General features: G+C 62.9%; 17 protein-coding genes. 3 read left to right on the forward strand and 14 right to left on the reverse strand.

What is annotated here, in order from left to right:
* Positions 1-108: 108 nt before the first annotated feature.
* Both QRN36_RS18170 and QRN36_RS18175 read right to left on the reverse strand, forming a co-directional pair.
* Complete coding sequence (locus QRN36_RS18170; protein WP_285425320.1) at positions 109-1233, reverse strand: mannitol dehydrogenase family protein; 1125 nt, start codon at positions 1231-1233, stop codon at positions 109-111.
* A gap of 9 nt (positions 1234-1242) precedes the next feature.
* Positions 1243-2253 carry a zinc-binding alcohol dehydrogenase family protein gene (locus tag QRN36_RS18175; RefSeq protein WP_285425321.1) on the reverse strand — a complete coding sequence of 337 codons (1011 nt, stop codon included), beginning with the start codon at positions 2251-2253 and terminating at the stop codon, positions 1243-1245.
* Between the two features lie 271 nt (positions 2254-2524).
* On the opposite strand from QRN36_RS18175, the gene QRN36_RS18180 reads away from it, so the two are divergent.
* Positions 2525-2926 (forward strand): hypothetical protein, encoded by a 402-nt coding sequence (locus QRN36_RS18180; RefSeq protein ID WP_177182041.1) that lies wholly within the window; start codon positions 2525-2527, stop codon positions 2924-2926.
* A gap of 57 nt (positions 2927-2983) precedes the next feature.
* Here the strand turns inward: QRN36_RS18180 and QRN36_RS18185 are convergent, their stop codons facing one another.
* The 4 genes from QRN36_RS18185 to QRN36_RS18200 form a co-directional block, all read right to left on the reverse strand.
* On the reverse strand, positions 2984-3835 hold the full coding sequence (locus tag QRN36_RS18185; RefSeq protein ID WP_285425322.1) for a DUF1989 domain-containing protein: 852 nt from the start codon (positions 3833-3835) through the stop codon (positions 2984-2986).
* 13 nt (positions 3836-3848) lie between these two features.
* Positions 3849-4514 carry a GntR family transcriptional regulator gene (locus QRN36_RS18190; RefSeq protein WP_285425323.1) on the reverse strand — a complete coding sequence of 222 codons (666 nt, stop codon included), beginning with the start codon at positions 4512-4514 and terminating at the stop codon, positions 3849-3851.
* Positions 4515-4629: 115 nt separating this feature from the next.
* Positions 4630-5793, reverse strand: coding sequence for a phytanoyl-CoA dioxygenase family protein (locus tag QRN36_RS18195; protein WP_285425324.1), 1164 nt, complete (start codon positions 5791-5793; stop codon positions 4630-4632).
* Positions 5790-6662, reverse strand: a complete 873-nt coding sequence (locus tag QRN36_RS18200; protein WP_285425325.1) for an SDR family oxidoreductase — start codon at positions 6660-6662, stop codon at positions 5790-5792. The genes QRN36_RS18195 and QRN36_RS18200 overlap by 4 nt, the downstream gene beginning before the upstream one ends.
* Positions 6663-6837: 175 nt before the next feature.
* Between QRN36_RS18200 and QRN36_RS18205 the strand changes: the two genes are divergently transcribed.
* Positions 6838-7863, forward strand: coding sequence for a LacI family DNA-binding transcriptional regulator (locus tag QRN36_RS18205; RefSeq protein WP_285425326.1), 1026 nt, complete (start codon positions 6838-6840; stop codon positions 7861-7863).
* 58 nt (positions 7864-7921) lie between these two features.
* On the forward strand, positions 7922-8920 hold the full coding sequence (gene iolG, locus QRN36_RS18210; protein ID WP_285425327.1) for an inositol 2-dehydrogenase: 999 nt from the start codon (positions 7922-7924) through the stop codon (positions 8918-8920).
* Positions 8921-8974: 54 nt separating this feature from the next.
* Here the strand turns inward: iolG and QRN36_RS18215 are convergent, their stop codons facing one another.
* The 8 genes from QRN36_RS18215 to QRN36_RS18250 all read right to left on the reverse strand — a co-directional run bounded on the left by QRN36_RS18215 (position 8975) and on the right by QRN36_RS18250 (position 18095).
* Positions 8975-12076 (reverse strand): error-prone DNA polymerase, encoded by a 3102-nt coding sequence (locus QRN36_RS18215; protein WP_285425328.1) that lies wholly within the window; start codon positions 12074-12076, stop codon positions 8975-8977.
* Positions 12073-13503 carry a DNA polymerase Y family protein gene (locus tag QRN36_RS18220; protein WP_285425330.1) on the reverse strand — a complete coding sequence of 477 codons (1431 nt, stop codon included), beginning with the start codon at positions 13501-13503 and terminating at the stop codon, positions 12073-12075. The genes QRN36_RS18215 and QRN36_RS18220 overlap by 4 nt, the downstream gene beginning before the upstream one ends.
* 7 nt (positions 13504-13510) lie before the next feature.
* Positions 13511-14128 (reverse strand): translesion DNA synthesis-associated protein ImuA, encoded by a 618-nt coding sequence (imuA, locus tag QRN36_RS18225; RefSeq protein ID WP_177182078.1) that lies wholly within the window; start codon positions 14126-14128, stop codon positions 13511-13513.
* Positions 14128-14745, reverse strand: a complete 618-nt coding sequence (gene lexA, locus QRN36_RS18230; protein ID WP_285425331.1) for a transcriptional repressor LexA — start codon at positions 14743-14745, stop codon at positions 14128-14130. The genes imuA and lexA overlap by 1 nt, the downstream gene beginning before the upstream one ends.
* Before the next feature lie 129 nt (positions 14746-14874).
* Positions 14875-15678: an isocitrate lyase/phosphoenolpyruvate mutase family protein gene (locus tag QRN36_RS18235; protein ID WP_285425332.1), complete on the reverse strand. Its 804-nt coding sequence runs from the start codon at positions 15676-15678 to the stop codon at positions 14875-14877.
* 78 nt (positions 15679-15756) lie between these two features.
* Positions 15757-16296, reverse strand: a complete 540-nt coding sequence (locus QRN36_RS18240) for a methylated-DNA--[protein]-cysteine S-methyltransferase (RefSeq protein ID WP_285425333.1) — start codon at positions 16294-16296, stop codon at positions 15757-15759.
* 117 nt (positions 16297-16413) lie between these two features.
* Entirely contained in the window at positions 16414-17334 is a 921-nt protein-coding gene (locus QRN36_RS18245; protein WP_285425334.1) for a DNA-3-methyladenine glycosylase, read from the reverse strand.
* Positions 17335-17414: 80 nt separating this feature from the next.
* Positions 17415-18095, reverse strand: a complete 681-nt coding sequence (locus QRN36_RS18250) for a hypothetical protein (protein WP_285425335.1) — start codon at positions 18093-18095, stop codon at positions 17415-17417.
* Positions 18096-18159: the final 64 nt, after the last annotated feature.

Consider the following 18159-nt stretch of genomic DNA (forward strand, 5'->3'; position numbering starts at 1 on the left):
TTAGGTCCCACCCACCCCTTCGAGTCCTACCATACAAGCGAGCTTGCTCGCGAAGTGGCTCGCATCCGCTAGATAGCCACCAGACACCAGACCCACGCCGCTCGCGCTCTATTGCTGCAGCGCCTTGCGCAGGCCGGGCTGCGCCAGGCCCGGTGGAGCCATCTGGACCATCGGCAGAAACCGACGGCGTTTCTTCTCTTCATGGTTCTGCGCGATGTCGGCGATCCGGTGCTGCAGAAACGGATTGAGGAAGCGGTCGCGCACGCTTGCCAGATAATCCCGCGCCTGCGCCAGCTGATTGCTGGCCGCGAAAACCGGCAGCACCTCGTGCTCCCAGACCTCCTCAAGACGCTGCCGCATCACGGCGTTGCTCATCGCCTGATAGACCGTCTCGTCAAGCGCCCGGCCCTCACTCAGCCAGCACTCCGCGAGCCAGCTGTGCCCCAGATTGAGCATGAACAGCTTGAACTGCTCGTATTGCTGCAGTTCGCGGGTCAGCACGATGCACGGGTGCACGCAGGGCAACTGCAAGCCGTCCTGTTCCTCGATGGCCCAGAGCGCGTACGGCTCGGCGACCGCGCCGATGGGCTCGATCGGTTGCGAAACGATGCGATCGACCAGCGAGTTCGCCCAGCGACAGGTCTGCCGCAGGTAGTCGGCAAACGCTGTGGGCAGCTGCCAGTCAGCGGCCAGGCCGATAATCAGATCACGCAGGACATCGCCATTGCGTGACACCAGTTCGCACGGGAACAACGACAGCGTCGCGTCGGGACTGACCTGCCAGCGATCATGCAGCAACACCAGCAATTTGGCCGGAAAGCTCATCGGCGCCGGCGCATCGCGGCTCAACAGTGCCGGCGTATCAGCGGCATCCAGCGCATAGCCCTTGTCACCGGTATTGGAGATCACCACCTGCACGTCGCGCTGCATGGCATGACGAATCAGCGGCCAGTCGTGCGCCGCGTTCAGCGCACCGGCAATCGAGGTGGACCAGCATTGCTCATCGATCGTGCGACCCTGCTCGGTGCCCTGTATCCGCACCGGATAACCCGCCCCGGTGGCAAGGGCCTGCACACGCCGGGCGCTGTCGGGACTGGCGGTGGTCTGCACCACGGTCACCTTGCCCAATGCCTGGCCCCGGCTGAGCGCCTGGGAGATGAACAGATCGGCATGGGCCTGAAGAAAACGACTCGTGCCGAATTGCAAAATGGGCGTGGACAGCGGATTGCTCATGGCCGTCTCCTAGCATTCGACGATGGCTTTGACCACGCCTTGGGCAGGGTCGAGCAACGTCGTGAATCGCTCGGTGACTTCGGCGAGTTTCATCCGGTGGGTATTGAGCGCGGCATCGGGAATCAGACCATCGCGCAGGCATTGTTCGACATAACGGAAATCCTCGACCGTCGCGTTACGGCTGCCCATTAGCGTCGCTTCGCGCTTGTGGAATTCGGGATCGGAGAAACTGATGATGTCGCGCACGATGGACACCAGCACGTACTTGCCGCCGTGGGCGATGAACTCGAACCCGCGCTCCATGGCCTTGGCGTTGCCGGTGGCGTCATACACCACGTCGAAAAATTCCCCTTGGGTCAGCGCCTCAAGCTGCTGTTTGTCGTGTTCCCCGATCAGCACCGCGGCGTCTGTCTGCAAGTGCTGCCTGCAGAACGCCAGACGGTCCTCGCGGGTATCCAGCACGGTGACCTGGGCGCCGCGCAGCCGGGAGAAAATGGCCACCGCCATGCCGATCGGGCCAGTGCCGACCACCAGCGCGCGCTGACCCTTTTGAATGTCCGAGCGACGCACAGCGTGGGCGCCGATGGAGAGGAACTCGATCATCGCCGCCTGATCCAGCGTCACCCCTTGGGCCTTGAGCACGAAGGCGTGCGGCAGGCTGAGGTATTCGGTGAAGGCGCCATCGCGATGCACGCCCAGCACCTGAATCCGCACGCAGCAATTGGTCTTGCCCTGACGGCAGGCGATGCAGTCGCCGCACGACAGGTAAGGCATCACGTACACCACGTCACCGGGCTCAAGCCCGCTGCCCGCCTCGCTTTGCTCGACGATGCCGGAGAATTCGTGGCCCATCACGCGGGGGTATTCCAGAAACGGCTGGTTACCATTGAAGATGTGCAGATCGGTGCCACAGACGCCGACGCGTTTGATTCTGACCAGCGTCTCGACGGGCCCGCGGACAGGTTTCTGGCGATCCAGCGCCATCAGGGAGCCGGGTTTTTCGCAAACGACTGTGAGCATGTCTCTTCTCCAGACCAGGCAGCCGGCACGAGCCGAGGGAAAGGTCGCGCCTCGCCGGGGTGATCTTTTGTTGTTGTGGTCCTGGGCGCCCATCCGGTGCTGCGAGAACAGGCCCTGCGTGCTGGAAAAAAGCTACACACGCATTTCGATATTGGCAAGACCAATTAAATCTAAATGATATTGGCCTTACCAAATCGACTGACGACGAAGGCTTGCCGAGGACCGACAGGCGGCTGTCAACCGAACGCGCGCATGGTTATGATCGGTGCCCATGATCCCCTCACTGCCGATCCGCTCCCCTTGCCCGCCCGGCGCCTGTGTCTGCGACCGCGAGCGCCTGCTGGAAACTTCCGGCACAGACCTGCGCATCCTCTGCCTGACCCGCCAGGAAGAAAAGCGCCTGCTGGAGCGACTGGAAAACATTGTGAGCCTGAGCGACCTGGAGCATATGCAGCGGCGCATGTTCGAGCAGCTCGGTATCCGCCTTCATGTCGCGCCTGGCGTGAACGAAGTGCGCAGCATGCGCGGGATCATCATCGACATCGCTGAGTTGCCCGGCATGTGCCGCAAGACCCGCGCCGCCATCCCTGCCGCCATTCGTCGCGGTCTTGAAAAGCACCCCGAGATCGCCTGGAGCCTGCTCAACGCTCACGACCTGTTGCGCGACGCCTAAACGCCGGCTGGCTTGCCACGCCTCGCTGTGCCAGGCGCGCAGGCCATTGCTCAAGGTTTACTTTTCCCACGCAGCCTTGGCGATCGCCAGTCCGTGCAGGCCGTTGTATTCGGCGCGAGCCGGCGGCTCCCAACCCTGCAGCAACGAGGCGTCGAGGTCGTAGATTTCCACGCCCAACGGGCGACACACCGTCAACGGATCCTGTGCTTCCGGGCCCCACATCGGCAGCGACAAGTCTCCGCCCGGGCAGGTGGACAGTGCGCACAGCAGGTCTATCTCGGCGAAAAACTCCAGGTAATCGCCCTTCTGCGCCGGGCAGGCCTTCATGAAATACATATCGTCGTGATTGAGGCCCGTGCACTGGAAGATATTCAGCACGTCATGCACATCGAATTCGGTCAGCCCGTGCGGCAGCACTGCGCGCGTCAGATTGGAATGGCAGTGATGATGAAAATCCTCCCCCGTGAGCATTTTGTTCACGTACGGATCGCAGCGCGTTCCGAGCAAATCGTGCAGCCGACCGCCGTGCTCGTCGATGCCGTAACTCGCCAGGCTGTCATCGGTGATCGTGACCATCGGCCGCAGAAACGGCAGGTTCGACCACAGACGATCGTAGGTGCTGACGTGGGCGCCTTGCAGCTGGCGGGTGCGCGCCGCCCACATGCGCTCCCGCGGGTCGTTGGCGTTCCAGACGTTGAAGTCGCCCACCTGCGGGCCGACCGGGGTGGTCACACGAAACACCTGCCCGGCCTTGACCTTCCAGGCGCGTCCGGTGCGGATCGGCACCTCGAATTGCTCGACCAGCGTGCGGCCTTCCCGACGCTCGCGGATGCGCTCATAAAAGGCGGTATCGACCTGCAGCGCCGCGCCTTTGCTGACCTGATAGGCGGCTGGGTAGTCTTTGTACATGGCAATCTCCTGTTCACGGTCTGGCAGCGCTGGCAAGCAGATCCAGCGCCTGGGTTTCGGAATCATCGAGGTAACTGCCCATGGCCTGGTCGGCGTCACGCCGGCGGCCGTCGATCAGCAGTTGGTGGATATGCCGGTCGCGTTCGAGCCAGGGTCCCTGATAGCGGGCTTCGTCGGGGGCGGCGGAAAACACCAGGCGCATCTGCGCGACGATGTTGGTGAAGAATTCATCGAACGAAGGGCTGTGCAGCAGACCGACCACCTGTTGATGGAAGCGCAGGCTGTGGGTGCCGAAAGCGCGCCAGTCCTCGCGTTCGCACGCCAGTTCCGCGGCTTCGATCGCATTGCCCATCCGCGCTGAGCGGTCGTCGACCAGCGGCATGCCCACCAGAATCGCCTGTGATTCCAGCGTGCGACGGACCCTGAACAGATCGCGGACATCGTCCTGGCTCAGGCGCCGGACCATCACGCCTTTGTGCCGCACGTACGTGGTCAGGCCTTCGCGGCCCAGCAAGTGCAGCGCTTCGCGCACAGTGTTGCGCGAGGCGCTGTAGCGGCGCACCAGCTCGCTTTCCACCAACGCCATGCCCGACAGCAATCGGCCATTGATGATGTCTTCGCGCAGCTCGTGAGCGACCTGATCGGCCAGCGACAGGCCGTTTGCTTTGGCAATGGACACGTACGACACTTCCTGAACGAGCGGGATTGTTCAACAACCCGGTTGCGTTCAGGACAGCACAGCGCGTGCCAGTTTCAAGCCGCTGGTATTTACAGCGAGACAAACTCTCAGATCGCTACGCCAGGCGCTTGCGCCGCATCGCCTCCACCGCCTGAGCAAAATGCGTGATTTCCCACCGTTCCCTCAACGCCTGCTCAAGCAACTGTTGTCCGGTCTGGGGCGCCATGCCGTGCAGTGGCGGATCGGTGTCCAGATTGGTCGGGAACGAATAACCGTCAGCGCTCATGGCGATCACCGCCTGCAGGCTGTCCTCATCCAGTTCGCCTTGCGCCACTCGCTTGAGCAGCGACGGATACAGCGCCAGCATCATCTCTTCGCGATTGACTGTCTCCATGGGTTTGCCGAACGCCGAGGAAATCTGCAGCAGGTTGGCCATCCGGAATTGGTCCGGGGTGCGGTTGGTGCCCGCCGCGTGGAACAGCGCCGGGTTGAAGAACAGCAGGTCACCCTTGTTCAGCGGCAACTGGATCGCGTGGCCCTGGAAGTAATCGATGAAGCGCGGATCACGCCACGCCAGATAGCCGGGTTCGTACCGCTGGGAAAACGGCAGCAGCAGCGTCGGCCCGGTTTCCAGCGGCATGTCGGTGTGCGCCACGGCGCCTTGCAGCGTCAGGTTCTGCGACAGCCGATGCAGTGGCAGAGGGAACCGCTGCGCCACCTCATTGCTCTGGAACCCCAGATGGTAATCACGATGGGGCTGTTGCGCCTGGCCGCCCGGTGTTACCACGTTGACCTGCGCCGTGGCCTGAAAATACGGGCCCAGCCACGCCTCGGCGATCAGCCCGAGCAACGGATTGGCGTAGTACTCGATGAACGAATCCGGCGAATGCCTGGCGGCTTTCTGCAGCGAATTCCAGATCCGCTGATTGGCCCCGGCGCGGGCGAAATGATCGGCACGCACGACGCTGGCCGCTTCTTCGGCAATGATCTGGCGAAACACTTCGCTGTGCCGATCGATCACAGCAAGGTCAGGGTAGGCATCGCGCACCACCATCACACCCGGGCCGTCGCGGAACAGGCGATGCAGTTCGCCCATCAACGCCTGGCGATCCTGGCCTTGAACGCGGCGCATCGTATCGGCCCGGTAGATCACCACTCGACTGACCACCTCCTGCGCGTTGGGGTAATCGGCGGCATTGACCGTTTGCTCGCACAACGCGGCAAAGGCGTTCACATCGATGTCGGCAGCGCTGCCGAACAGGCTGAATGGCGCCGTCACAGCTCACCACCCTTGACGCTGTCCAGCGACAACGCCGCCATCGGCCTCGGTGTGGAGCCGTCGCCGCAGCCGATGATGCCTTGCTCCATGTCGATGACCGCGCCGGTGGTCATGCCCGACTGGTCTGACAGCAGGTACGCGACGCTGTTGGCGACCTCCTGAGGCTTGAGCAACCGACCGAATGGCGACTGCGCTTCAGCGTGTTCCAGCCAGCCGTCTTCGGCGGCGTGGTACTGGCGCTGAATCTGGTCTTCGTGCGGCGTGTCCATCCAGCCGATGTTCAGCCCGTTGACGCGAATACGATTGCGCAACGTGCTGAACGCAACGTTTTTGGTGAGGATCGCCAGTGCGCCTTTCGACGCCGCGTAGGCCGACAGAAACGACTGCCCGCCATGCCCCGACACGCTGAGAATGCTGACGATCGAGCCTTCCACCTGACCTGCAATCATCAGCTTGATGCATTCCTGCATGAGGAAGAACGGCGCCCGGACATTGACCGCGAAGATCCGGTCGAACAGCTCCGGTGAGGTGTCGATGATGGTGCCACGGTCAGACATTCCGGCGCAGTTGACCAGCCCGTGGACGGTCCCGAAATGCGTTTTGGCGGCGGCAACGACCCGTCGGCAGTCCTCGACGCTTTCCATATCGGCTTGCACGAAGAACGCCTGACAGTCGCCTTCCGCCAGCCGCCGCACTTGCTCTTCGCCCTTGTCTCGGCTGCGCCCGCAGATGATCAGGCCGGCCGCGCCGCGCGCTGCAAGGGTGTGTGCCACGGCGGCGCCCAGACCCTGGGTACTGCCGGTGACAATGAAATAGCGACCGCTGAACGATCGGGAAAGATCCGGAACACAAAGATCACGTGCTGACATGCCTGGCTCCCGCTGTTGTTGTTTTGGGGTTCAGAAAAGTCCGTCGCGGCGATGGAAATAAAATTCCATCTGTACAACGAATGGAACTGAGACTAGCATTGCGTTCACCTCATTGAGGCCCGAATCGACCTCAACAAGACCTCACAAAAAGCTCATTCCAAGCCAGGGGATCGACATGCTGGACCGCGCCAGGCGTTTCTCGATCAAGCAAATCGCAGCCCAGGCGGGCGTCAGCAAAGCCACGGTCGATCGGGTGTTGCATGAGCGCGGCAGCGTGCATTACCAGACCAACCGGCGAATCCAGCAGGCCCTCGAAGAACTCGAGGCACAGGAAAAGTCAGGCCCCGCCGTCGGCCGGACCTTGCACATCGACATCATCCTGCACACCCCCAAGCGCTTCAGTGATGCTGTGCAGGAAGCCATCCACGCACAACTGGGCAATCTGGCGCCGTTCCGTATCTTTCCGCGCTATCACCTGTATCAGGAAATCGACACCCAGCAGATGCACGACCTGATCGTGCGCTGCATCGGCAAAGGCAGTCAGGGCCTGATCCTCAAGGCTGCCGATGAGCCGCAGATCAACGAGGCGGTCAACCAGGTCACGGCCGCGGGCATCCCGGTGGTCACACTGGTGTCGGACCTGCCCCAGAGCGAACGCATCGGCTACATCGGCATGGACAACCGTACGGCCGGGCAGACGGCGGCTTATCTGATGTCGCGCTGGCTGGACACCAGCCCGCAGGATGTCGCTGTGGTGATCAGCAGCGAACTGTTTCGCGGCGAAGAAGAGCGTGAGATGGGCTTTCGCACCTGGTTGCGCAGTCGCGCGCCGCATCTGCGTGTGGTCGACGTCAGTGGTGGCTTCGGTGTCTATCAACCGACCCTCGCGCGGGTGACTCAGGCGTTGCATGACAACCCGTCGATCAAGGCGGTCTACAGCGTCGGAGGTGGCAACCGGGCGATCGTCGACGCCTTCCAGGCGCTGGAGCGTCCACTGGCGGTGTTCATCGGTCACGACCTCGATCAGGAAAACCGTCAGTTGCTGGCCGAGGAGAAAATCGCCGCCGTCATCGATCACAACCTGCAGGTCGATGCGCGACAGGCATTCCTTCACCTTCTGCAATTTCATCGTTTATGCACAGTCGATCCGATCACCTCCTCCCAGGTGCAGATCGTGACACCGTTCAATCTGGCGCACTGACAGACGTCGCCTTTCCAGACCGATCTACCCGATAACAACAATCCCAGGAGATCCACCCATGCTACGCATTGCAGTTCTCGGCGCAGGCCGCATCGCCAACATCCACGCCGCCAACGTGGCGGCCAATCCGGACGTGCAACTGTCGGTGATCGCCGACCCCTGGCGCGAAGGCGTCGACGCGCTGGCGGCCAGGCTGGGCTGCGCGGCAGCGTATGACTGCGCCGAAGCCATCGCCCGGGACGATGTCGACGCAGTGGTGATCGGCACCCACACCGACACGCACATCGACTACATGCTGCGGGCGGTCAAGCTGGGCAAGCCGGTGCTGTGCGAAAAGCCGATCGATCTGGACTTCGGCAAGGCTGCACAGGCGGTCGAAGAGGTCGAGCGCCTCAACGGCAACGTCATGCTGGGCTTCAATCGGCGCTTCGACCCCGACACCCTGCAAATGCGCAAAGCCATTGCCGCCGGCGAGATCGGCGAGGTGCGTCAGGTGATCATCACCAGTCGCGACCCTGGACTGGCGTCGCTGGACAACCTCAAGCACTCCGGCGGTATTTTCCGCGACATGACCATTCACGACTTCGACACCGCCCGCACGCTGCTGGGGGAAGAGCCGGTCGAGGTGATCGCCATCGCCAGCCGCCTGGTGGAGCCCGATCTGGCGCAGCTGGAGGACTGGGACAGCGTGATGGTGCTGCTGCGCACTGCGTCGGGCAAGCAATGCCACATCAATTGCTGCCGCGAGGCCGTCTACGGTTACGACCAGCGCCTGGAGGTGTTCGGTTCCAAGGGCATGATCCTCAACGACAACCATCGCCCCAGCAGTGTTCGCACTTACAGCGCCGGCCAGACCGAAGTGCGCGAGCCGTTGCTGAACTTCTTCCTCGAACGTTATGCCGATTCGTATCGCATCGAACTCAACCAGTTCATCGACGCCGTGCGCGCGCACCAGCCATTGCCGACCAGCGCGCGGGATGGCCTGAAAGCCCTGCATCTGGCCAACTGCGCACTGGAATCAATCAGGACCGGGCGAGCGGTCAAGGTCGAGCTTTGATCACAATCACCCACCCACAGTGCAGCACCCGGCCCTGACGGAGGCTGCACCCGGTTATTTGAAATCCCGGCTGCGAACATCAAGACCGGTGAGCAGCGGAGTCAGGTCGAACATCTGCTGCGCAATGATGTGGCGCACACCCTTCTGGTATTCGAACTTGCCGAACACCTGCAGCAGCTGCGACCCCACCAGGACCTTGCGCTGCCGTTCAGCCAGGTCGCGCCAGACCACCACGTTGATCATCCCATGCTCGTCTTCCAGCGTGACGAACGTGACGCCGCTGGCGGTGCCCGGTCGCTGGCGACCCACCACAAGTCCGGCGACGCTGAAATTGCGCCCATGCTCTTCAGTCAACAGATCCTTCGAACTGCGAAAGCGTCTGGCTGACAACTTATTGCGCAACAGCGCCATCGGATGCGGACCCAGCGTGGTGCCGAGTGTGTCGTAATCGGCCACCAGATCCTGAGCCACGCTGGGCAGCGGTAAAACGACCTGGGCTTCTTCGCCGAAGCAGTCATCACCGAACAACGGACGCTGCACCTCGACGCCGGCTATTTCCCAACGCGCGCGGTGGCGATGACCGACCAGACCGCGCAATGCCCCGGAGTCCGCCAGCGAGGCACGTGCGCGGTTATCCAGATCGGCGCGGACGCACAGATCCGTGACGTCCTTGAATGCACGTTGCTGGCGGGCCTGCTCGATACGCCGGGCGTCTTCCTCGCGAAAGCCACGAATCATGCGCATGCCCATGCGGATCGCCAGGTTGCGGGTGTAGTCGGGATGTTCGACCGGCTCCAGGGAACAGTCCCAGTCGCTGTAACGTACATCCACCGGACGCACTTCGATGTGATGGCGTCTGGCGTCCTGAAGCAGTTGATCCGGGCTGTAGAAACCCATCGGCCAGCTGTTGATCAGGGCGCAGGTAAACGCCGCCGGTTCGTGGCATTTGAGCCAGCAACTGGCGTAGGTCAGCAAGGCAAAACTGGCGGCGTGGGACTCAGGAAAACCGTAGCTGCCGAAGCCTTTGATCTGTTCGAAAATGCGATGAATGAATTCGTCGGGATAGCCCTTTTCCTTCATCCGTTCACTGAGCCGGACCCGATGCGGCTCGAGCCCGCCATGGCGTTTCCAGGCGGCCATGGAGCGGCGCAGTTGATCTGCCTCGCCGGGCGAATAATCGGCGGCAACAATCGCCAGCTGCATGACCTGTTCCTGAAACAGCGGCACGCCGAGGGTTCGCTTGAACACCTCTTCGAGCGCTTCGGAGGGATACGTCACCGCCTCTTCGCCATTTCTGCGACGCAGATACGGATGCACCATATCGCCCTGAATCGGACCCGGCCGGACGATCGCCACTTCAATGACCAGATCGTAGAAGGTCTGGGGCTTCAGACGCGGCAGCATCGACATCTGTGCCCGCGATTCGATCTGGAACACGCCGACGGTGTCGGCACGGCTGATCATCTCGTAGGTCGGCCGGTCCTCGGCGGGAAGCGTGGCAATGGTCCAGCGTGTATGCCGATGCAGTTCAACCAGATCAAAGGTGCGGCGCAGCGCGCTCAACATGCCCAACGCCAGAATGTCGACCTTAAGCAGGCCCACCAGATCCAGATCGTCCTTGTCCCACTGGATGATGGTCCGGTCGGCCATGGCCGCGTTTTCCACCGGCACCAGGGTTTCCAGCGGGTGCTCGGAAATCACGAACCCGCCGGGGTGTTGCGACAGGTGGCGGGGAAATCCGATCAGCTCGCCGGTCAGCGCCATGACCCTGCGCAGCACCGGGCTGTCGGGTTCGAAGCCGCATTCACGCAGGCGCTCGACAGGCGGCATGCTGTCGCTCCAGCGGCTGAAGCAGTCGGCCAACGCGTTGATCTGGTCCGGTGGCAAGCCCAGCACCCGCGCCACATCCCGGACCGCTCCGGCACCGTGGTAAGTGCTGGCCACCGCAGTCAGCGCCGCCCTGCCCCGGCCGTATCGGCGAAACACATATTGCAGGACTTCTTCACGGCGTTCGTGCTCGAAATCCACGTCGATGTCGGGTGGCTCGTTACGCTCCTCGGAAATGAAGCGCTCGAACAGCAGATTGCCTTTGGCCGGGTCGAGCTCGGTGATGCCCAGCACGAAACACACCGTCGAGTTGGCTGCAGAACCCCGACCCTGGCACAGAATGCTCTGCTCGCGGGCAAAGTTGACGATGTCGTGGACGGTGAGGAAGTAGCTTTCGTACTTCATCGTGGCGATGATCTTCAGCTCTTTCTCGATATTCTGCCGCGCCACCTCCGGAACGCCGTCTGGCCAACGCCAGCGGGCGCCGGCTTCGGTCAGTTTTCGCAACCAGCTCGAGGGCGTGAATCCGGCAGGCACCAGTTCATGGGGATACTCATAGCGCAACTGGCCAAGATCGAAGGTGCAACGTCGGGCAATGACCAGCGTTTCAGCCAGCAACTGCGCGGGGTACAGTTCGGCCAGCGTCGCGCGCGGGCGCAAGTGCCGCTCGCCGTTGGCGAACAGCCGATGCCCGGCTTCCGCGACAAGGGTGTGATGTCGGATGGCAGTCATGGTGTCCTGCAGCGCGCGTCGGCCACGAGCATGCATATGCACATCTCCACTGGCCACCGGCGGTATGCCCAGCGAACGTGCCAATGCCAATAACGTGTTCAGCCGCAGGTGATCATCCGGCCCACGGTGCAGCTGGACGCTCAGCCACAGATCGTGTTGAAAAATACCGCGCAGCCATTCGCCGTGTTCCCGGCGCACCTCGGCAGGCTGATCCAGGTCCGCCACCCACAACGCGAGCAAGCCTTGTACGGGCTGCAAAAAGTCTTCGCGCAACAGGCGGTATTCGCCTTTCTTGCTGCGTCGCCGACCTTGAGTGATCAGGCGACACAACGCCTGATAACCTTGCAGGTTCTCCACCAGCAACACCACTTTAGGCCCGTTCTCGAGGGTGATCTCGCTGCCGATGATCAGCGGCAGCTCCGCGTCACGGGCAGCCTGCCAGGCACGCACGATGCCCGCCAGCGTGCATTCATCAGTGATCGCCAGCGCCTGATAACCGTGCTGTTTTGCCCGCTCGAACAGTTCCTTGGCGCTGGATGCGCCGCGCTGGAAGCTGAAATTCGACAGGCAATGCAGCTCGGCGTATTCGCAGCTCATGCAAACCAGCCATGCAGCACCAGGCCGCTGTCATCGCCCACCTTGCGGTAGGCCCAGCCGCGCTGTCCGTTGCGGGTTTCGACGAGAAAATAATCACGGCGCACATCGCCGCCGTCCCACCAGCCGGATTCAATCCGTTCGGGCCCTGCCAGCACACGCACGCCAGATTCGACCAGCGTTTCCGGCTCACGCAGCAGCCACCCCGGACGCGGCACATTGTGGGTGACTTTCACCGGTTTGACTGGGCTGACCGGCGACCAGGCACACTCCGGGCGATGGTCGGCCTGAAACCCGAGACCGCCTACGGCATCGTCTCCTAACCGGGCGCGCAGTCGCTCGCGTAATTGCTCCCAGGGCATGCTTTGCTGTGGGCGGTCGTCGAACAGCTCGCGGTGAGACGGCACAAATGCCGGCAAGTCCCTGGCCTGCAATCTCAAGGCTCGAACCGGCGAAGGGACTTCCACCTGTTCCAGACGCCCACGGGCCAGCTCGAAGAGCATGTTGGCTTCACGTTCGGCGCTGAGCAATCCAACGGGTATCAAGGTGTCCGGCGCCACGCTGCCCACACTGGGCACGTGCTCCAGATAGATGACGAAGCGCTGCACGCCGCTGTCCCGCCCGGCCAGGAACAGCGCCAGATCGGCGATCATCCGCTTGAGCGGAAACAGCAGCGCCTGATGGGATTCAACGTCGAAATTGAGTTCGATGCGGGTGTCGAAATGGTCGGGCGGCACGTAGCACTCAAGGGCCATGGGCCTGCGCCCGAACAAGGTGTCCAGGTGTTGCAGCACAGTCGCCGGAAAGCGCCGGGCCAGTGTGTCGCGAGGCAAGGCCAACACCTGTCTGACCCTGTGCAGGCCCATGCGCGCCAGTGCCGACGCCACCTCCTGCGGCAGGCCGATCCGGTTGACCGGCATCTGATCGAGCACCTGCTGCAGACTGTCGTTGTCATTCACCGCCAGACCGTCGTGGGCGTTGGCGAGCATGCGCGCCGCCAGCGGGTTGGGCGCCGCGACAATGCGATGACTGAACCCCAGCCCGGTCAGCTCCTGTCGCAGGCGCGCCTCGAACACAGGCCATGGGCCAAACAGGCCGAAGCTGGATTCAACCTCCATCAGCAGCACTCGCGGGTACTTCAGGCTGACATGGGAACTGAAGCGATAGGCCCAGGCCGCCAACAGCCGCTGCCAGCGCTCGGTTTCATCCGGATCGTAATCGACGGTGTCGAACTCGCGGGTCATGGCATGGGCTGCCGTCAGCGACTGACCAGGACGCAGCCCCAGTTCACGGGCGGCAGGATTCACGGTCTGCAGAACACGGCGCTGGGCGCTGCCGCTGATCAATGCCAGAGGACGTTCAGGGTCGGCGCGACGACGCATGACGCCGTCCAGCGCCAGTTGCGGCAGCAGGACACAAGCCCAGAGCATGGGAACCTCAGGCGTCGGTGGTAAAAGGAATGGGTGATGAAGGCGCCAGCCCGCCACGGCATTTGAGCACCCGTAACTGGTGGGGTCGCATGTCGATGGCGATGCGCAAGGCGGCCGGAGACGGATTGGCGGCCGCTTGCTGTTCCCGACAAGCGAAGGCCAGGGTTTCCCCGGTTTCAGCGGCCACTTGCAGCCGTCTCAAGGCGCGGTCATCGACTTTGTTCGGCCAGCACAACACCGCACCGCAACTGCCTGAGCGCAGGCATTGCTCGACCGCCCATAAGGCATCACGCTCGCTGGCCTCGATCACCGACAACTGCCGCAGATCGATGCCCGCCGCCTGCCAGGCCTGGGCGTAAGGCACGTAAGGCGGTGCGATCAGCACGATGCGCTCGCCACTGTCGGCCAGCCGCGCCAGGGTCGGCCATAGCAGGCGCAATTCGCCGCAGCCGTCGGCCGGGATCAACACTTCGGTGAGGGCCGCCGGGGGCCATCCGCCCATCGGCAAAGCGGCATCGAGCAAGGCGTGCCCGGTGGGCTGGGCGGCGACCGGCTGAACCTCCGGACGGCCTTTCCAGACTCGACGCTCGTCCAGCAGCGCGTCGAGGCTGACCACTGCGCCCATCATTCTCGGCGCACCAGCCCGCAGAACACGCCTTCGATGGCGAAATCCTGATCGGGCCCGACAATGATCGGCTGATAAGCCGGGTTGCGTGGCAACAGCCGAAGCTGATCGTTGCCGCGCTCCAGACGCTTGATGGTGACTTCGCCATCGAGCCGTGCCACGACGATCTGCCCGTCACGGGCTTCGGCACTTTGCAGAATGCCGACCAGATCGCCGTCGAATATGCCGTCCTCGATCATCGAGTCGCCCGTGACCCGCAACAGGTAATCGGGGACGCGCATGAATGTGCGGCTGTCCAGGGTGAAGGTGTCGTGGTGATCGATGTCCGGACCGATGGGCGCACCTGCCGCCACACGGCCCAGCACGGGGATTTCCAGCATGTCCGGACGCCGCGTGGCTTCAACCAGGCGGATGCCGCGAGCCTGATTGGCCGTGACCTCGATGAGGCCGGCTTCAGTGAGCGCCACAATGTGTTTGCGCGCCACACTGCGCGACGCGAAACCGAAGGCTTCGCTTATTTCTGCCAGGCTGGGTGGCTGGCCATGCTGGGCGATGCGATCGCGAATGAACGTCAGGATGGCAGCGCGTCGGGGAGTCAGAGTCGTCATGGAGTACATTTGTACTCTTTTTGCCGAACACTGAACAGCGCCATTTATCCGCTGCTGACATTTCCCACTTCAGAGAACACGAACATGGGGCGATTGGCCGACGTGAACAGACAACGTCTCGTCAGCCACTCACTCAGGTCAGTGGCCGAACAGCGCCTGAATCTGCGGGTACGTCAGGTTGCTCTGGGTAACGGGCTCCGATAGGCCTTGCTCAAGGAACCCCCGGGCCAGAATCTCAGCTTGCCCCCACAAGGTCTGGGCGACGCTGGACCCGGCGCTCAGGCGGTGCACGCCAAGCTTCGCCAGGCCATCGGCATCAGGCAGGCCTGGCCGGGCCAACAGGTTGATCGGCAGGTTAACGCCTTGCACCACGGCCTCGATCTGCCCGATATCCACCAGCGCAGCTACGAACAGCCCGTCCGCGCCCGCCTGCTGGTACAGATTGCCGCGCTTCAGCGTTTCCTCGACGCGCAGCCCTTCCTTGACCAGGCTGGCGAGGTAAACGTCGGTGCGGGCATTGATGAATACGTCCAGGCCGCTGTTGGCCGCCATCGTTTTGATCGCCTCGATCTTGCGCGCCAACAGTTGTGGCGCATCGGGCCCGTCTTCGAGATTGATGCCCACAGCGCCCGCATCGAGGATGCGCTTGACGTTCTGCGCGACGGTGTGCGGATCGTCGGAGTAGCCGTTTTCAATGTCCACCGACAGCGGCACCTTGATCAGCCTGGCAATACTGGCCACCACGCTGACCGCCACGTCCATCGGCAACACCCGCCCATCGGCATAGCCTTGAGCCCAGGCGACACCGGCGCTGGTGGTGGCGATGGCCTTGGCGCCGACGCTTTCGAACAGCCTGGCGCTGCCCGCATCCCAGGCATTGGGCAGGCGCAGGACGGTGGGCTGGTGGTGCAGATCGCGAAACGTTTGGGCAGAAGCAGGCATGTTTCATCTCCTTGGGGTGACACTCAATGAGGGCGGAGCAGCGTCTTGCGCTCCCGCCGGACGTGGCCAGCGCTGAGTCTAGAACAGCGATCCCTGCAGCGACGGGAGCGCTTGCGCTTGCGTGTACGACGCTGGCAGGCGGTGGCCCTCAAGCGTCAGCAGCCACTGCTTGGCGCTGAGTCCGCCGGCGAACCCGGTCAACGCACCGGAGCTGCCAATCACGCGGTGGCACGGCGCGACGATGGAGATCGGATTGCGCCCATTGGCCGCGCCCACGGCACGCACCGCCGCCGGATTGCCGACCTGGACAGCGATCTCGCGATAGCTGCGGGTCTCACCGAAGGGAATGGTCAGCAACGCCTGCCAGACCTTCTTCTGGAAGTCGGTGCCGTGAAAGTCCAGGGCCAGTTCGAACCGATTGCGGGTTCCGGCGAAATATTCGGCAAGCTGCGCCTGTGCGCGGTGAATGATCTCACTGCCACGGTCCTCGGCCATCTCGCCCAGAAGCACCCGGTTCGCGCGCTCATGCTCCCAGAGAATGGCCGCCAGACACTCGCCCTTGGCGACCAGCTTCAGCCGACCGACCGGGGAATCGACAAAACGGTAGGTAAAGGTCATCAGGGTCACTCCTTGTCTACAGTCGTACGCTGCGAACGACGGCGCAGCGGGGTGTGTCCATACTATCGGTCGGCGCGTGTGCGGCGGGCCATCCAGTTCTTGCGGTCGAATTCCGAATCAGCCGCCCTTGGCTTTGCCGGCGACATCCGCGGCCGAATGCCAGATGTGCATCGCCGCGTAGGCGCGCCACGGTTTCCAGGCCTCTGCACGGACTTTGTGCAGCGCCAGCCGCGTCAGGCTCGGGTCCTGCAAGGTCATGAGATTCATCAACACCAGATCCGAGGCCGGCCATGCGTCCGGGTCGCGCCAGGCGCGCATCGCTACATATTCGACGGTCCACGGGCCGATGCCTGACAGCGCCAGCAACTGGCGCCTGCGCTCGTCGACATGGCCCGCGCGCGCATCGAGGACGAGCTCGCCGCTGGCAACCGACGCCGCCAGACGCTGCAAAGTGTCAACGCGCTTGCCAGGCATGCCGATCTTGTCCAGGTTCGCGCGCGCCAAGGCATCCGGCGTCGGGAAACGCCAGGCTAGCGGTTCGCTGGCGCTTTCGCCAATCTGAACCCCGGCCCGCTGCACCAGCCTGCCGACGATCGTCGTCGCGCCTTTGACGCTGACCTGCTGGCCGACGATGGTGCGCACCACCAGCTCGAAACCTGAAAACGCCCCCGGCACCCGCAGCCCCGGGCGTGCCTGCACCAACGTCGCCAGCCATGGGTCGCTCGCCAGACTGGGGTCGATGACGTGAGGGTCAGCGTAGAGATCGAACATGTGCGAAACCGGCACAACCAGCTCATCGATATGGCGGCTGACTTCGCCGTGCACGGTGACAATCAGGTGATCCGTGTGCGGCGCCAGCGCCACCGACAACGTGCCTGCGCTGCCGTTGAACTCGATGTTGCGCAGGTACACGCCATCGATCACTGCCTCGACGCCGGCCGTCATCCGGGCAGCGAAGAAGTCGAGCATGCGCTGCCAGTCAAAAGGCCGCTTGAACGGCAGTTGACGGGTGGCCTGAAGGTGATGGGTCTGCAGCATGTCGAATGTGCCGGAATGAAAACGTCAGCAGGAAGCTAACGCAATCCGCGCGCTGATACAAAACCTCGGCGCACCGTAGTTCACGTCGGGCAGCCGATTGCCCCGTCATTCAGGTTCTGCTTGTGGTTCTCGTACTGCAGCGTGGCCTTGCCGTTGTCCCATTTGAGCGTGAGCACCAGCACCGAATCGAAGTCATCGCCAATCCACTCGTCGACCAGCTTGAGGTCTTTGCCCGAAGCTTCTTGCGCGACCTTGTTGATCAATTCGGGCAGATAACCATGGGACCAGGCCGTGTAGATCGTGGCGTTGTGGTATTTGTCGCGCATCAATTCGTCGGCCAGGTCGCCGGTATCATTGGCGGCGTAGTCGATGTTGACCGGCAGGCCCAGTTTGATCGCGCTCGGGCCGACGGTCATCAGCGGGCGCAAATAGCTGTAGGAATGATCGCCCTCACCTTCTTCGACATGACGACTGGGGTTGGCAGCAAAAATGAAATCGGCCTTGCCGAAGGTCTCGGGCAACACGGTGGACAGGTCGATGGCGCGATTCAGGCCTTGGCAGTTCAATTGCCCCAGGCCCATGTCGGGCTTCTCAGCGTGGCGCAGAAACACCAGCGTTTGCGTGCCGCTCTTGGGCTCGGCGTGGACACCTTTGCCGGCGGCGAACCAGAAAATAGCAGTGCAGACGATGAGTACGGGCGGCAGAAGCCAGGTTAAACACTGAAATGCGCGTGAGATGGCAGGTGAATTGGAAATGCTCATAAAGGCCCGGTGCTGGTCATGCGTGAGGGGCGCGAGGCCCTGTTCAACGTCCCTGTCGCATCTT

The organism is Pseudomonas sp. efr-133-TYG-103a, assembly GCF_030209235.1.
GTDB lineage: Bacteria > Pseudomonadota > Gammaproteobacteria > Pseudomonadales > Pseudomonadaceae > Aquipseudomonas.

Bases quoted from the DNA above. Each gene is read 5' to 3' on its own strand.
- QRN36_RS18175 (WP_285425321.1), bottom strand. From the start codon at position 2,253: ATGCTCACAGTCGTTTGCGAAAAACCCGGCTCCCTGATGGCGCTGGAT.
- QRN36_RS18205 (WP_285425326.1), top strand. From the start codon at position 6,838: ATGCTGGACCGCGCCAGGCGTTTCTCGATCAAGCAAATCGCAGCCCAG.
- QRN36_RS18180 (WP_177182041.1), top strand. From the start codon at position 2,525: ATGATCCCCTCACTGCCGATCCGCTCCCCTTGCCCGCCCGGCGCCTGT.
- QRN36_RS18185 (WP_285425322.1), bottom strand. From the start codon at position 3,835: ATGTACAAAGACTACCCAGCCGCCTATCAGGTCAGCAAAGGCGCGGCG.
- QRN36_RS18245 (WP_285425334.1), bottom strand. From the start codon at position 17,334: ATGCTGCAGACCCATCACCTTCAGGCCACCCGTCAACTGCCGTTCAAG.
- QRN36_RS18235 (WP_285425332.1), bottom strand. From the start codon at position 15,678: ATGCCTGCTTCTGCCCAAACGTTTCGCGATCTGCACCACCAGCCCACC.
- QRN36_RS18200 (WP_285425325.1), bottom strand. From the start codon at position 6,662: ATGTCAGCACGTGATCTTTGTGTTCCGGATCTTTCCCGATCGTTCAGC.
- QRN36_RS18170 (WP_285425320.1), bottom strand. From the start codon at position 1,233: ATGAGCAATCCGCTGTCCACGCCCATTTTGCAATTCGGCACGAGTCGT.
- iolG (WP_285425327.1), top strand. From the start codon at position 7,922: ATGCTACGCATTGCAGTTCTCGGCGCAGGCCGCATCGCCAACATCCAC.
- QRN36_RS18240 (WP_285425333.1), bottom strand. From the start codon at position 16,296: ATGACCTTTACCTACCGTTTTGTCGATTCCCCGGTCGGTCGGCTGAAG.
- lexA (WP_285425331.1), bottom strand. From the start codon at position 14,745: ATGTACTCCATGACGACTCTGACTCCCCGACGCGCTGCCATCCTGACG.
- QRN36_RS18220 (WP_285425330.1), bottom strand. From the start codon at position 13,503: ATGCTCTGGGCTTGTGTCCTGCTGCCGCAACTGGCGCTGGACGGCGTC.
- QRN36_RS18250 (WP_285425335.1), bottom strand. From the start codon at position 18,095: ATGAGCATTTCCAATTCACCTGCCATCTCACGCGCATTTCAGTGTTTA.
- imuA (WP_177182078.1), bottom strand. From the start codon at position 14,128: ATGGGCGCAGTGGTCAGCCTCGACGCGCTGCTGGACGAGCGTCGAGTC.
- QRN36_RS18215 (WP_285425328.1), bottom strand. From the start codon at position 12,076: ATGAGCTGCGAATACGCCGAGCTGCATTGCCTGTCGAATTTCAGCTTC.